Origin of the sequence: Chitinophaga solisilvae, assembly GCF_009928525.1 — a bacterium.
In the GTDB taxonomy this organism is placed as follows: domain Bacteria; phylum Bacteroidota; class Bacteroidia; order Chitinophagales; family Chitinophagaceae; genus Chitinophaga; species Chitinophaga solisilvae.
Map to the genome: position 1 here is coordinate 1 of NZ_JAABOK010000012.1, position 14,403 is coordinate 14,403.

The window sequence follows — 14,403 nt, forward strand, 5'->3', positions numbered from 1 at the left end:
GATCTGCGAATTACGAATGAGGAGCGAAGATCTAAGCGGATAAAGAATTTACTTCTTCGCTTAGATCTTCGCTCCTCATTCGTAATTCGCAATTCGTAATTCGTAATTCCTGCCTAAGCTAGTTGCTCAAACTCTTTCTTCTTCTCTCCGTATTCTTCCATGGTAAAGTTGTATACCACGGAGTCGCGTTTGTTTTTGTTGGAAACGAAGTGACATGCATGGATATACGGTTCTGCGATGTTGAGTTTATCCAGCGGGGTTACTACCAGGAGTTGCAGGTTAAGCTGTCCGCAGTATTCCATGAGGTAGTGACTCTTTTCAGGGTCAAGTTTGCTGAAGGCTTCGTCTACGGTGATAAAGCGCAGGCTCCGGTGTTGCCTGTTGGATTCATTGATACCGAACTGGTAGGCGATGGCCGCGCCGAGAATGGTATAGGTGAACTGGGCTTTTTCGCCCCCGGAGAGGCTGGCAGTATCTTCGTAATACTTGAAGGCTTTGTTATCAGCGATATAATACTCCTTGGCGCCGAAATCCAGCCAGTTGCGGACATCAGTTACCTTGCGGCGCCATGCCTCGTTTTGCTGCAGTTCGGTGATCAGTAATTTGATGTTTTCAAAGAGTTGTTCACCGTAGGCGTCATCTTTTTCGAGGTGATATTTCAGGGAGTCGGGTACGGCACTGCTGAGTTTGTCCTTGAAGTTCCTGATCTCCACATCCCTTACATGGCGGCATTCCAGCTGCAGGTAGGTATCCGGATTTTTGTTGAAGGTAATGTTACGCAGCGGTTCGTTCAGGTCATCCATTACTTCCCGGATGAGGTCTTCCTGTCCGTATATCCATGCCCGGTAGTTAGTGATGGCATTGAGCATGCTGGTGTCCATGTATTTACGGAAGCGTTCCTTGTGTTCAATGAGGCGCTGGTATTTGATGTTCTCGTAGAGAGAGGTGAATTCATCCAGGTATTTTACATGCGGCTGCAGGTCGCTCACGTCACCGAGCCAGTCAGGATATTCATCGTGGATGGCTTTGGAAGGCATGACAAAGGTGGCCAGCTGCCGTGTAATTTCGGATTCTTTTTCAGCGGATTGCCGCATGGCGTCGTGCAGCGTGGTTTTCAGGCTTTCGTCTGCACGTTTGCGTTGTGTGGCGAGTTCCTGCATGGTTTGTGCAGGGTCGGTGATAGCCAGATCTGACAGGTAATCCAGGGCACGTTGCAGGGAGATGTCATCCAGCTTGTTTACTTTCAGCAGTTTGAAGTAGCGTTGCTTTTCAGCCGCTTTATCGTCCAGGCGGCCTTTTTCCTGCAGTATCCTTTCCTTCTCTTTTTCTTTGCCGTAGATCTGGGCGGTGGCATCGTCCAGCTGCTGGCAGATCACCTGATATTTATCGCTGGTCTGCAGCAGTTGTGTTTTCTCGCGGGAGATGGTTTCGATGATACCTGCGTGCGACTGCCAGCTGATCTCGCTGTAGTTACGCAATGATAAGAATGCGCTCAGCAGTGAGGTGATGCCGGCAATATCCCGGCGTTTGTTTTCCAGTGCGGAAATGCTGTGCTGCAGGGAATCTATGTTTTTATTGCATTCATCCTGTTCATCTTTGAGCAGGCGTAATTTGTTTTTGTTGTTCCAGCCAAGTACGTAATTGTTTTGCTGGGAGCGGTTCGGGCGGTCATCTTTCTCATGGCGTGTAGCCTGCCGCGTTAATCCTTTGGAGGTAACGGCCTTGCGTGAGCGGTTGAAAACGGCCATGTCGTCCGTACAGGTATAATCAAACTGGTCGAGGAGTTGTTTCATCAGCCAGTCCTTGAATTCCGTACCCGGTTTAATATCTATTTTCTGCAGCAGACTTTCCTTTTCGCCAGGCATCCGCAGCATCGTATATGTTTCCTCTTCAATTTTATGATATACGAGCCTTGTCTGCAGATTGTTATCATTGATATACCTGTTGATGTCAGTGATATAATCTTCCGGTACCAGCAGGCGCAGGCCGAAGTTGTGCAATACTTTTTCTATGGCGTTTTCCCAGTGGCTTTCCTTATCTTTTACCTTGATGAGTTCACCGGCGAAAGGAAGATCTTCTTCGGCAATATCCAGCATATCCGCGAGTTGCTGCCGGATACGGATCAGTTCATAGGGGATGTTGTTTTTGCGGTGGAGATAGGAATCTATCTCTTCTTCCAGGCGGGTAGCCTGTGTGCGTTCGGCAGCAAGACTGCTTTTATAGTGAAATGCTTCTTCCTGGAGGGTATCCAGTTGTTTATCGTGTGCGGCCTTGAGCTGTTCTGCACCCGCGATGTTGTCATGAAACTGTTGTTCATCGGGGTTGGGAGCCAGTTCAAATTTTTCTGCCAGCACGTTGTATTCTTCCATCTTGTTACGTTTCACTTCGAGTGATTTCTGTTCGTAGTGAATCGTTTTTTCGATGGAGCGTAGTTGTTCATCCACGCTGTTATTGGCTTTCTGCGCAATGAGTTCGTCTTTGCGGAGTTGCAGTGTTTTCAGCTGATCATTCACGGAGGCGAGGGTGCTGGCAGTTACTTCCTGCTCTTGTTGCAGTACCTGCAGTTCTTTTTCCAGGAGGTCTTTTTCCTGTTTGTTAAACCAGGCGGGAAGGATGTCCTGTACAAGTTGCAGATCGCGGTTTTTATCCTGCAGTTCCTGCCAGGCGGCGCGGTTCTCTATGATGGGTTCCAGCATCTTCAGCTGCGTTTCATCCTTGCGGATGGCGCGGTGGCTGGTAAGCAGGCTGTCATAGTTCTCCCGCAGTTTGAGAAATTCTCCTTCCGCATCGGTTTCTTCCAGCATCTGGCTGCGGATGAAGGTATTCAGATCACCGAGTACCTTGATACCTACGGTCTGGTTGAAGAGGGAAAGGGCTTTCTCGCTTCTCAGTCCGAAGATATTGCTGAACAGGGCGGCATATTCCTTAAAGCTGTCGGTGATTTCCGTTTTCGGATATTCCAGCCGCAGTTTCTTTTTCCAGTCTCCTTTCAGATCAAATTTACCATTGCCGAAATGGTCGTTGATATTGAGTTTATGGGGAGAAACGATATATTGTCTTTTCAGTTCTCCGGAATACCATCTGACCTGCACGAGGGTGATCTGGTGCATGGTGGCGGCATTGTAGAAATAGGCCAGCAGCACCGAGTACGGATTGTTTTCCTTGTGGCGGAGCTGTTCTGTTTTTGACTGGAGGGATTCTTCGGAGAATGTTTTCCCGTAGTATCCCCAGAAGTAGGATTCTTCTCCACGGTCTTTCCGTTGTTCTGTACCGGATGACTGGTTGTAGAAGCGTTTTCCGGCTGGCACCAGGAGTGTCAGCAGCGCATCGATCAGCGTGGTTTTGCCGCTGCCGTTGGCGCCGGTGAGCAGGGAGGTGTTGCCGTTGGTATTAAGTCTGTATATTTTATTATGAAACGTGCCCCAGTTGTATATCTCCAGGTATTGTAACCGGAACCCGCTTTCCTTTGAATCACTGTTGAACAGGGTTGACATGCAGTTTTAATTTTGATTTTATTTCTTCCAGTTTCTCGTTGTTGACCAGTGCCTTGATGATCCTTTTTACCTCGTACTGATGCAGTTCCTTGTTGGCTGCGTCTTCCCGGATGGCTTTCAGAATACCTATGTTCAGCAGGCTGTTGATAGGTTTGTTAAGATCTTTGAGCAGTTTGGATTTATTGTTGCGTTCTTTGAAGAAAAGGGTGAGTCTTTCCTTGATTTCTCTTTGTGTCATGAACAACCGGGTACCGTTGCCCTTGATATCGAATTCATCGAGGGCTTCGCGCAGAACAATGCAGAGGAGCGTAGCTTCGTAGGTAAGCCTTGTTTTGCGCATGAGGCGCGGCAGCGGCTTCTCGTTATCCTCGGAGGCTTCCGGCTGTGCGATGCGTGCAAATCCGTCGCTTTCATTGATAATAAGCTGCAGACCTACCTGCTGCAGGTATTTGCTGAGTTCTGTCTGCCATCCCAGGAGGTCTTTCCAGTAAGTTTTATCTTCTTCATAAACAGGTCCCTGCATGAGTTTGAGGAACACGTGTGCAAAGGGAGATATATTGGTGTTAGTCATACTTCTAGTTTTGATTGTTTGTGAACAGTACCATCGGCATGTTGATGGTACGGTTGCCCAGCGATACCGGGTCCTGTGTTTCCAGGATGATATGGCTGGAGGACTGGCTGGCGATGGAGAAATAGGTAATCAGTTCGGTAAGACCTTTTTCTGCGCCATAGATTTCTACCAGTTCCTTCAAACTGATCTGTTTTTTGTTTTGCAGTTGGGTGTTGATCCGGTTTTCCAGCATCGTGCGGTCGATGTTGAAATGATTGAAGAGCGAGTTCATATCTTCGGCGGAGAACTCGTCGCCACCGATGCCTTCGGGGAATTCCACATCCGGGAAGGCTTTCTTTTCTTCTGCCAGATCCCAGCGGTCCAGCAGGTCCAGCTCGGGATCGCTTTCGATGTCAATAAAAAATTCTTCGCCGGGGGCATTGTCCAGGGCCTGAAAGGCCAGCTGCCGTATTTCGTTAATCAGCTCTACCGCCTTGCGGTGGTCGGTGAGATTTTTTTCACTGAGTACGCGGCTGAGTTTATCGCTGAGTTTTTTATTGGCGTCGATTACTTTTTTCCCCGACGCGTGGAGGAACTGTTTCAGCTTTTTGAGGAAGCGGTCGTTTTTGTATTCGATGTTACGGTCTTCCAGCAGTACATAGAGCTTTTCTATCAGCTCCCGCATTTCTTCCTGTTTATTTTCATCCATCAGGAACTGCCAGAAGGAATAGAAGCTTTTGCCCTGGTCTTTTTGGCGCAATGCCTCGAAAGAATCGAGGGTATAGGCCAGGAGTGCTCCTTTGGCAATATCCCGTTCACTTTGTTTGCGGTATATTTCCTGAGTGATCTGTTCGAAGTTCTGTTCTACTTCCTTGAAATCGCTGAGCAGTTCGCGGGCCATCCGGTTTACATCGTAGAAGCGTTCTTTGATCTGGGTATCGTCAAACACCTGTACTTTACCGGTAATGGTAATGGCTTTTATCTCCTGTTCTATCTCAAATTTCTTTTTTTCCAGCTCCTGAATCCTCTGTTGCGGGTCTTTGTTGCTTTGGTCTATCAGCTCCTTGAGTTTGGAGAAAATGTCCTTAAAGCGGCTTTCGGTGCCCACAAATTCGCGTTTCTGCAGGGTGGATATCCAGTGCATCACCTTCTCCATGTCGCTGCTCAGCTCATGGATGTCATTGCCGTCATCGTCCGGATATTTGCGCAGGAAGCCTTTATTGCTCCATTGCTCAATATATTTTTTAGCCTTTTCGTCATCATGTTCAAAGAGGCTGGTAGCGTCTATTTCATCGTCTGCGGCCCTGTACCCGGTAGCTCCCAGGTAGTCGGACAAACGTGTCACCAGTTCCACATTGGAAATGGTGGTATGGTTTTTTTCCTTGAATGTTTGGTGAAAAAATGACAACATCATTGGCGCGCTACGTGCCCGAAGTATCTTTAACGTGACAGACTGGGCATATAGATTACATAATTGATCATAAGTCATGGGGGTAAAAATAAGGAATTACGAATTACGAATGGCGAATTACGAATGTGGAGCGAAGATTTAAGCGAAAACCATGCTTTACCCGCTTAAATCTTCGCTCCACATTCGTAATTCATCATTCGTAATTCGTAATTACATGATATAAAGTCCGTCTATCTTCGGTTTCACCGGTTGCGGCACCGGTTCGTCACCCATCAGTTCAATCAGGTTAATTTCTATTGTCCGGGCGATGCTGTCCAGCGGGGTGCCCAGTGGATGATATTCGAAGGGGTTCATGAGAGAAATACCGTTCAGGTGGGTGACGTGGTAAACGAAGCCGAATCCCCAGCCGAACAGGATAGACCAGGGGCCTATGGCTTCGGTCATCATGAGGGTGTTCATAATCACGTAAAACCAGATGAAGACACGGGTGAAATATACGTAGCTGGGCGGGAACACGGTATTTTTAATACGTTCGGATTTGCCCATTTCGTCGCAGTGTTTGACAAGGAGTTCGTTCAGCTCTATGAATGCAAAGCCGTCGATGGCGCCGGATTGCCGCAGCTGCTGCAGGTCTTCGGACTGCAGGTTGAGGAGTGCGTTGGGGATATTCTGTTGTTCCTGTACGCGGTCTATTTCCTCTTTGGTCAGAAAACGGGTGTAGTAGTTATCGGGCAGCTTGCGCAGCGCGGCTTTCAGGGCATATACAAATGCCAGGTGGCGGTAAATCATGTGCCTGACCTGTGCGCGCAGCTCCAGGTCGCCGTTGGTATTGGCGTAGTGCAGCAGTGACCTGCCCCAGGAACGGGAATCGTTCACCAGTGCGCCCCAGATGATACGGGCTTCCCACCACCGGTCGTAGGCCTGGTTGTTATTGAAGCCGATGAAAAAAGCGATGGCCGTACCTAAAACGGCCGATACGGAAACGGGGATGGCAATGTGATCGGAGAGCCAGTAGGTGTCCAGGAGATAGACGAGGGTACAACATAACAGCAGCATAATATCTACCTTCCAGGTGAAGGTAAAGATCTGGTGCAGCGAAAGCCTGTGTTTCAGCAGCATATTTCAGGGTTTATTTCTTCAGCAATTTATCTCTGATAATTCTATTCATGACAAAATCCTTCATTCCCCTGGAAACCGGTACGGTGGCCTTTCCTATCTCGATGATGTTACCGTCTATACTGGTAATCCGGGTGGCGTTTACTACGAAAGATTTATGTGTTTGTACAAACTCCGGGCCGTTTATATTTTCTATAACAGATTTTAATGTGGTGTGGGTAGTATGACGTCCGCTGGTCGTATATATATGCACGTAATTTTCCATAGCTTCCAGGTACAATATATCATCCAGTGGAATTTTTACCAGCTTCTCGGCTGATTTTACAAAGATAAACCTGTCTTCCCTCCCGGCAAGGGGTTGCAGTATATCCCTGGCCCGGTTGGCCGATTTCAGGAAACGGTCGAAGGATACGGGTTTTAGCAGGTAGTCGATGGCTGCCAGTTCAAACCCTTTGATGGCGTACTGCTCATAGGCAGTAGTGAAAATGACTTTCGGCGGGCTGGCAAGGCTCTGCAGCAGTTCCACCCCGCTGATGTAAGGCATTTCTATATCCAGGAAGAGAAGATCCGCCGGTTTGCTGCGTAACAGGTTGTTGAGGGACAAGGCATCCTCGCAGACGCCCGTCAGTTCCAGGAAATCAATTTTTTCCACATATCCTGCCAGTCCTTTCCTTGCTACAGGTTCATCGTCTGTAATGATACAGGTGATTTTCATAAAGCTATTTTTAAACCGGCTGTGAAAGTATCCTGTGTCTTACTGATTTCCAGCGCATGTTTACCGGGATAAAGCAGGGCCAGTCTGCGACGCAGGTTCTCCAGCCCGATGCCTCCCTTTTTGTGTTTCATTTCCATGGGCGGAATGGCATTGCTGACCCTGAAGTGCAGCCACCCGTTCTGGTGCTGTGCAGATATATGGATCCAATAGTCGCCGCCGGCGTATTTAAAGGCATTTTCTACCAGTGGTAATAACAATAACGGATATACGCTTTGTTTGTTTAACAGGGTATCCATTTCCACCTGCAGCTGCAGATGATCGTTCATACGGGTTTTCTGCAGGTCTATGAATGACTGCAGGTATTGTAATTCTGCACCTATGGCCACCGTTTGCTGATGGTCGTAAAGCTGGTAACGCAGCAGTTCGGAGAGCTTTTCTACCGTATGTTTGGCCACGCCTACGCTTTCATCCATCTGGAAATATACAGTATTGAGTGCATTGAACAGAAAATGGGGGTGAAACTGCGCTTTCAGGAAACGCAGTTCTGTTTGCAACTGATCGTTACTGATTTTCTCCAGCAGCAGCTGTTGTTCGTAGCTTTTGCGGAGAGAAGCATTGGCTCTCCTGATAGTATAATACAGGAGATAGAACAACGTAGGTATGATGGTCAGGTTGACCACATCGTACCAGTCGCAGCCACCGGTATCAAAGAAGAAAAAATGCTGCATCGGGAGGATGAGGCCATCAGAGATGAGCAGGATATTAGCGGTAACCACCATATATTCCCTGGCGGTGGAATGCGGCTTTGTTTGCTGCTGATAGTGCTGCAGCAGGCGGTTGAGCAGGTACATGTACAGATAGCCGACGGAAAGCAGTATCATTTCAGCACCGGTATCGTACCAGGGCCTTTCCCAGAATCTGAATCCGGTCAGTACCGCATTGATCAGCCGCAGACTGAGATAAACAATGAATGCATAAACTAAGGGGAAGATATATTTTCGCCAGAACCGTTCCATCGGTGTCAAATTAGTAAAAAAAATCGGCCGATGGTAACTGTACCTTTATGACTTTGCCGGTAACTACCGGCGGTGTTTTGGGTTTCACGCCGAAGAGCAGCCGGGTGAGGATAAAGGGCCTGATCAGCAGATGAATAATCAGCGCCGAAGCCATCCAGGATGAGGAAGCGATGAGCAGGAATTTCAGCTCCGGTCCGGCCGGCAGCCGCACAATGAACCAGGCTGCCAGCACGGTAACCGTTTGCTGGAGTATAAAGAACGGCGACATGAAAATGGTGGTGTATCCGGAAATGCCCTGGTAGCTGTCCAGGTATTTTTTAGCGTAGCCGGTAAGGGTGAAAAGCAGGAACCAGACATGTAAAACGGTGAGGAGAGAAAGCAATGGTGTATGATGAATAGCCATAGTACGTATAATGATGCCTGTTAGTATACAGGTTAGCAGTCCTGCCAGTGAGGCGCGGCGGTTGCGTACCAGGCTGTCTGCCAGTATGGGTTGCATGGCGAAGAGGATACCGGTTACGAGGAAGATGCCCCAGCAGATGAAATCAGCTGTATGCAGGAGGCGGCCGGCGTTGTCCGGAAAGGCGGACGGGGCGCAGCAATACCATATGATACCGGGAATGGCCAGCAAGTAAATCCTGTATCCGCGGTAGAACCATGCCAGGCGGCGGATGACGTTCCTGGCCTGAAACGAGGCCGCCCGGGACAGCAACGGCGCCAGCATGGCTTCGTATATCGCCAGGCAGGCAATTACCCGGAGATGATGCCAGCTGGTGTTGCCGCCCGGATACGGCCTGCCTTCAAAGAACGAAGGAAGGAAGTCGGTAAAACGGCCCTGGTAGCCGCTGTTGAGTCTTTCTATATATATCTGCGGCGGCAATACCAGCAAGATGCCTGCCGTTAGTGGTATAAAGAGGCGGCGCAACCATAGCAGTATTCTTTTGCTGTGGTCCCGGGAGATGGTCATGTGCCAGGTGGCTGCGCCGGACACAAAGAATAATAAGGGCAGGCACCAGGTGTTCAGCCATTGGGCCATTTTAGTGAGCAGGAGGCTGGTATCGGTATTCTTCACCATCCAGGTGCTGTCTCCCATAAACGGCCGGGCAGCGGTGTACCCGAAAATGCCGTAAACGGCTGCTGCCCGGAGCCAGTCGATATATGCCTGTCGAGAAGTGGTCAGGTGCATGGTCTGTCTGTTTTTTACAAACCTACATCCTGCATTTCCTGCTTAATGGCCGGCTTTGACCACCTGCCTGTTTCCGGTGACAAAATGCAGTATGCCTAAAAATCAATCTTTTATGATTTTAAATATATTTAGTCTATAGAATTAGTAGGATATTATTTTTTTTGCTGTATATTTGCTCCAGGATCTATAACTGTAACAAAATATACACCTGCAACGGCCGTTTTATCAGCCATTAACTAAATCAGCGAACATGTCTACTTTACACAGATACGCAGACTACCTGCCCCAGGAGATACCGGAGAGTTTCCCCAGCCCCGTAAGAAACCGCGAGCGCATAAAACCCCTTGCTACCGGAGATTTTTTCCCCGATTTTTTTATTGAAGAAGATAAGGTAATCAGCAGTGCGCAGCTGTTGCAGCACCTGAAAGCGGGAACGTCCCTGCATCTGCTGACAGGGCAGCCGTTGGTGATTGCGTTTTATTCGGTTAACTGGAATGAGTACGGAGATCACCTGCTGGCGCAGCTGCAGGAGCATCATGCGGCTATTGAAGCTACCGGCGCACGTTTGCTGGTACTGTCCAGCGAACAGCGGAAACACTTTACCGCCTTTAATAAGGAACAGCTTCCGTTTGATGTGGCCTGGGATGTACAGCACCGCATTGCCCGCAAGGCAGGTATTTATAAAGAGTCAGATCCTATCTGGGGCCGCGTTTCCGGCGTCAATGCTGATGTGCCGGTACCGGCAGTATTTGTGGTAACGCCATCACTGGAAATTACCTACAGCTTCACGGATACCTTCATGCAGCGGACGTTTCAGGCAGACGAGCTGCTGGCAGCCCTGATGGAAAAAAAGAACCTGGCTATCAGTGCATAATTAATCGTTGATAGCCTGGTATACCAGCACTTTATATTTATCATTCAGCTCCCCGTGAGTGGTGGGCCAGATGTTTTTATAAATAATCCCGATGAGTTTTTCTTTGGGATCAGCCCAGTAGGCGGTGTTAAACATGCCGCCCCAGCTGAAAACACCCGCGGGCAGCAGGCTTACGCCGCTGCTTTTTTCATTGACCACCGCAAAGCCCAGTCCGAAATTATCCTGGCTGTTCCAGCCTGTAGGAAGGTCCCCGGTCTGGTTCATTGTCATAATCCTTACGGTATTGCGGCTCAGTATTCTCACACCGTTATAGCTGCCTCCGTTCAGCAGCATCTGCAGAAAAATGGCATAGTCGTACATCGTGGATGAAAGTCCGCCTCCGCCGGAGAAGTAACTGCCTTTCATTTTCGGGTAGTCCGGTATCAGCCTGGCTCCCTGTAATTCAATATCCGCCGGCATGGGCGCTATCAGCTTCGTTTTTTTGTCTTCCGAATATAAAGTAACCAGCCTGCCTTGTTTTTCCGGGGGAAGATAGAAATAGGTATCCTTCATGCCCAGCGGGGTAAAGAGGCGATCGCGCAGGAACTGATCCAGCGGTTTACCGGAAAGCACTTCGATCAGGTATCCCAGTACGTCGGTGTTCAGGCCGTAGGTCCATTTTTCACCGGGGTTATGGAACAGCGGCAGTTTGCCCAGGATCTTCATTTTATCCGCCAGCAGGGCATCTTTAACGCCGATACCGGCTATCACACCGGCTTTGGCATAGATGGCATTTGCTTCCTTGCTGCCTATCTGGGCATACCCGATACCGGAGGTATGGGTCAGCAGGTGACGGATGGTAATTTCCCGTGTAGCCGGCTCCGTGGTCCAGGAGCTGTCTGCCGGGTTGAATGTTTTCAGCACCTGCGGCCGGGCAAATTCCGGGATGTATCTGGAAACAGGGTCGTCCAGGAGGAATTTACCTTCTTCATACAGGGTCATCAGCGCCACGCTGGTAATGGCTTTGGTCTGGGAGGCAATGCGGAAAATGTTATCGGTTTTCTCCGGTGTTTTCAAGGCGGTGTTATCATAACCGAAAGCCTTGTTATACACTATTTTACCATCACGTATAACCATGGCCGTTACTCCGTTGACATATCCCCTGCTGATATATTCAAGAATGAGGGTATCTATCCGGTTCAGTCTTTCGGCTGACATGCCGGCGGCGGCAGGGGCAGCCGGACGGAGCAGCTGGGCGCGGGCTGCCAGGGGGAGCAGGGCCAGCAGCAACATATATTTCTTCATAAATATGCTTTAAATCAGATGAATGTAGGATGCCGGAGGCAATATAAGATAAGCTGAATTATGTTGACTTGCAAGTTATTGTTAACTGCGAATTACGAATTGCGAATTATGAATTACGAATGTGGAGCGGAGGTCACTGCTTATTCCTGCCTTATTTGTAAAATCGATTTTTCTGAATGAAACCTTTGTGTAGCAATGGTTTGGGGTTTTGTGTATGCTGACTAACGCTGACGTATACACTGAGAAAGGTGGTCATCCGGCTTGACCAAATGACACCCGTATTTTTCCCGTTTTCAAAAAATACCCACTACTAGGTATTTTCTGACTGCAGTGATTCTGCTATCTTTGTTCCGCAGAATATTATCATTATTCTATACATCGCATAAGCTAATACTGTTCCGAAGATCATCATATTTTTACCCCCAAAAAAAGGTCTCTTTCACACAGGAAGGGACCTTTCTGTTTTTTTATATACATTTGCGGTCAGAGCAGATGCGCTATCAACCATTATCTTTTACCTATACATCTTTATACATCTTTTTCGCAGGACATGAGTACGTATTCCGAATTGCCACAGAATGCCGGTTTTGAGGACAAGCTGCAGGCACTGCAGGCCATAGAACATGAGCTGCCCGCTGTATTTATTGTCATGAATGTGGAACAGGGATTTGTGGAATACATGTCCCGTAAAGGCCGCCAGCAGCTGGATGTAACACTGGAAGAACTGAAAGCAATGGGTACCGCCTACTTTGATACCTACTTTAATCCGCACGACGCAGCTGATTACATTCCTAAAATAACCGCCATGCTGGCCGCTCCGCAGGAAGAAGACCTGACGGTTTCCTTTTTCCAGCAGGTAAGACTGGCGCCCTCCCGAGACTGGGTATGGCATCTGAGCACCACCCGCGTATTCATGCGCAATGCCGCCGGCATACCTACCCATGCTATCACCTGCGCCATTCCTATCGATCCGCTGCATCATGTTACCAGCAAGGTAAACAGGCTGCTGGAAGAAAATAATTTCCTGCGCCGCAACCAGCACATCTATGCAGCCCTGACCAAACGGGAAAAGGAAATATTAAGGCTGATGGCACTCGGCTTCAGCTCCGGTGAAATAGCAGAAAAAGTGCATATCTCCGAGAAAACCGCCGTTACCCATCGCCGTAATATCAAAAGTAAAATCGGCGCACAATCCGGATACGATCTTACCAGCTTCGCCCAGGCGTTTGACCTGATTTAACAAATCAATTTATGTTTGTATTTTTAACAGGTGAATAACCGCCGCAGCCGGACAGTAAAGACGGCCGCCGGAACTTATATGGAAGAGAAAAAGGTTCAGACCTACAACAACGGAACAATCACCAGTACTGTCTGGGAATGCGATGGCATCAGGATGGGACATGCGCTCTCCTCCTTCAATGAATGCTTTACCTTTCCCGCCCACAGTGATACGGATGTGATCAGAATGCACTTCGGACTGAAAGGCGATTATATCTTCGAATACAAGCAACTCAATACCACGTATGATCTGAACGGCGGGCATCATAATATCATGTACTCCCACCCTTTCGATATTATCATTCAGAACAAAACCCTGTCACTCGAAACCTTTGGCATACAGATGCCCAGGGAGATGTTTATTGAATTCACCCAGCAGGCTACTGACCAGCTGAAGCGCTTCTCTGAAAACATTATCAACGGGAAACCCTGTATGCTGTCAGAGAAATGGGGCCCGCTGGAAACCGGTATCCAGCAGGCGATTGCACAGATTATTCATTGTAAGTACGCGGGGCATTTCAAGAAATTATTCCTGCTCTCCAAAAGTATAGAGCTGCTGGTATTGTCCGCCGAATCCTGCCAGGCCGCTACCAGCAAGGAAAATGTGTTTCTCAAAAGAAAAACCGATAAGGAAAAGATTGTGGCGGTGCGCGACCTGCTGATAGAGCGGCTGGATTCGCCTCCCAGCCTGTCTGAAATTGCCCGTGCTGTAGGATTGAACGAATACAAACTGAAACGGGGTTTCAAGGAAGAATTCAATAATACTGTTTTCGGCTACCTGACCGATCAGCGCCTGCAACTGGCACACCGGTATCTCCGCGATACCGGTAAAACAGCGGCTGAAATATCGGCTGAGCTGGGCTATTCCACACCGCAGCACTTCAATAATGCTTTCAAGAAAAAATTCGGGTTCACTCCCTTTTCGGTTAGAAATAATCCTTAAAATGCAATGCCTTCTTTTCCAGCTCTCATAATTTTGGGCTGTCATCACCTATCTGATTACCTTTAAAACACATTTAAAATGAGCAAAGAATTATTCGTAAGAAATAATATCACCATCAATGCGCCTGCGGCAGCAGTATGGGACGCGCTGGTAAATCCGGCCAGGACAAAGCAGTACATGTTCGGTTGCGAAACTGTGTCAGACTGGAAGAAAGGCAGCGAACTGTTATGGAAGATGATACATGAAGGAAAAGAACTGATTGCGGTTAAAGGAAATATCGAAGAAATTATTCCGGGCAAACGGTTAATTTATACCACCATTGACCCGAACTCCGATATTGACGATACTTCTGAAAAATACCTGCAGGTAACCTATGACCTCACGGAAGATAACGGACAGACCCTGCTGCAGGTCAGCCAGGGCAATTATGCCACCGTGAATGAAGGTGAAAGAAGATTCCGGGAAGCGGAGGAGGCCGGTGGCTGGAGCGCTTTGCTGGAAGAGATTAAAAAACTCGTTGAGGCAAACTAACTGAA

General features: G+C 48.4%; 12 protein-coding genes. 4 read left to right on the forward strand and 8 right to left on the reverse strand.

The annotated features are described in order from the left end of the window. Positions 1–113 precede the first annotated feature (113 nt). From GWG06_RS22510 to GWG06_RS22540, 7 genes are all read right to left on the reverse strand, one after another. A complete protein-coding gene (locus tag GWG06_RS22510; protein ID WP_127036086.1) occupies positions 114–3,494 on the reverse strand; it encodes an ATP-binding protein in 3,381 nt (1,126 codons plus the stop codon). Further along, positions 3,472–4,065: a DUF4194 domain-containing protein gene (locus GWG06_RS22515; RefSeq protein WP_160716163.1), complete on the reverse strand. Its 594-nt coding sequence runs from the start codon at positions 4,063–4,065 to the stop codon at positions 3,472–3,474. The genes GWG06_RS22510 and GWG06_RS22515 overlap by 23 nt, the downstream gene beginning before the upstream one ends. Positions 4,066–4,069: 4 nt before the next feature. Continuing rightward, positions 4,070–5,533 (reverse strand): DUF3375 domain-containing protein, encoded by a 1,464-nt coding sequence (locus tag GWG06_RS22520; RefSeq protein WP_127036082.1) that lies wholly within the window; start codon positions 5,531–5,533, stop codon positions 4,070–4,072. Positions 5,534–5,665: 132 nt separating this feature from the next. Continuing rightward, on the reverse strand, positions 5,666–6,574 hold the full coding sequence (locus GWG06_RS22525) for a bestrophin family protein (RefSeq protein WP_160716165.1): 909 nt from the start codon (positions 6,572–6,574) through the stop codon (positions 5,666–5,668). 10 nt (positions 6,575–6,584) lie between these two features. Further along, positions 6,585–7,286, reverse strand: a complete 702-nt coding sequence (locus GWG06_RS22530) for a LytR/AlgR family response regulator transcription factor (protein WP_160716167.1) — start codon at positions 7,284–7,286, stop codon at positions 6,585–6,587. Further along, on the reverse strand, positions 7,283–8,302 hold the full coding sequence (locus GWG06_RS22535; protein ID WP_160716169.1) for a sensor histidine kinase: 1,020 nt from the start codon (positions 8,300–8,302) through the stop codon (positions 7,283–7,285). The genes GWG06_RS22530 and GWG06_RS22535 overlap by 4 nt, the downstream gene beginning before the upstream one ends. Positions 8,303–8,312: 10 nt before the next feature. Next, positions 8,313–9,488, reverse strand: coding sequence for a hypothetical protein (locus tag GWG06_RS22540; RefSeq protein ID WP_160716171.1), 1,176 nt, complete (start codon positions 9,486–9,488; stop codon positions 8,313–8,315). Between the two features lie 250 nt (positions 9,489–9,738). On the opposite strand from GWG06_RS22540, the gene GWG06_RS22545 reads away from it, so the two are divergent. Next, the gene (locus GWG06_RS22545; protein WP_160716173.1) at positions 9,739–10,362 is read left to right on the forward strand and encodes a redoxin domain-containing protein; all 624 of its coding nucleotides are present in this window, start codon (positions 9,739–9,741) and stop codon (positions 10,360–10,362) included. Here the strand turns inward: GWG06_RS22545 and GWG06_RS22550 are convergent, their stop codons facing one another. After that, entirely contained in the window at positions 10,363–11,646 is a 1,284-nt protein-coding gene (locus GWG06_RS22550) for a serine hydrolase domain-containing protein (protein WP_160716175.1), read from the reverse strand. It abuts the gene before it with no gap. Between the two features lie 550 nt (positions 11,647–12,196). Here GWG06_RS22550 and GWG06_RS22555 point away from each other — a divergent pair. From GWG06_RS22555 to GWG06_RS22565, 3 genes are all read left to right on the forward strand, one after another. After that, entirely contained in the window at positions 12,197–12,886 is a 690-nt protein-coding gene (locus GWG06_RS22555) for a helix-turn-helix transcriptional regulator (RefSeq protein ID WP_127036069.1), read from the forward strand. Between the two features lie 78 nt (positions 12,887–12,964). Continuing rightward, on the forward strand, positions 12,965–13,867 hold the full coding sequence (locus tag GWG06_RS22560; RefSeq protein WP_160716177.1) for a helix-turn-helix domain-containing protein: 903 nt from the start codon (positions 12,965–12,967) through the stop codon (positions 13,865–13,867). Positions 13,868–13,945: 78 nt separating this feature from the next. Next, positions 13,946–14,398 (forward strand): SRPBCC domain-containing protein, encoded by a 453-nt coding sequence (locus tag GWG06_RS22565; RefSeq protein WP_160716179.1) that lies wholly within the window; start codon positions 13,946–13,948, stop codon positions 14,396–14,398. Positions 14,399–14,403: the final 5 nt, after the last annotated feature.

Excerpts from the sequence above, each read along its gene's own strand:
- GWG06_RS22510 (WP_127036086.1), bottom strand. The coding sequence starts at position 3,494 with ATGTCAACCCTGTTCAACAGTGATTCAAAGGAAAGCGGGTTCCGGTTA.
- GWG06_RS22515 (WP_160716163.1), bottom strand. The coding sequence starts at position 4,065 with ATGACTAACACCAATATATCTCCCTTTGCACACGTGTTCCTCAAACTC.
- GWG06_RS22520 (WP_127036082.1), bottom strand. The coding sequence starts at position 5,533 with ATGACTTATGATCAATTATGTAATCTATATGCCCAGTCTGTCACGTTA.
- GWG06_RS22525 (WP_160716165.1), bottom strand. The coding sequence starts at position 6,574 with ATGCTGCTGAAACACAGGCTTTCGCTGCACCAGATCTTTACCTTCACC.
- GWG06_RS22530 (WP_160716167.1), bottom strand. The coding sequence starts at position 7,286 with ATGAAAATCACCTGTATCATTACAGACGATGAACCTGTAGCAAGGAAA.
- GWG06_RS22535 (WP_160716169.1), bottom strand. The coding sequence starts at position 8,302 with ATGGAACGGTTCTGGCGAAAATATATCTTCCCCTTAGTTTATGCATTC.
- GWG06_RS22540 (WP_160716171.1), bottom strand. The coding sequence starts at position 9,488 with ATGCACCTGACCACTTCTCGACAGGCATATATCGACTGGCTCCGGGCA.
- GWG06_RS22545 (WP_160716173.1), top strand. The coding sequence starts at position 9,739 with ATGTCTACTTTACACAGATACGCAGACTACCTGCCCCAGGAGATACCG.
- GWG06_RS22550 (WP_160716175.1), bottom strand. The coding sequence starts at position 11,646 with ATGAAGAAATATATGTTGCTGCTGGCCCTGCTCCCCCTGGCAGCCCGC.
- GWG06_RS22555 (WP_127036069.1), top strand. The coding sequence starts at position 12,197 with ATGAGTACGTATTCCGAATTGCCACAGAATGCCGGTTTTGAGGACAAG.
- GWG06_RS22560 (WP_160716177.1), top strand. The coding sequence starts at position 12,965 with ATGGAAGAGAAAAAGGTTCAGACCTACAACAACGGAACAATCACCAGT.
- GWG06_RS22565 (WP_160716179.1), top strand. The coding sequence starts at position 13,946 with ATGAGCAAAGAATTATTCGTAAGAAATAATATCACCATCAATGCGCCT.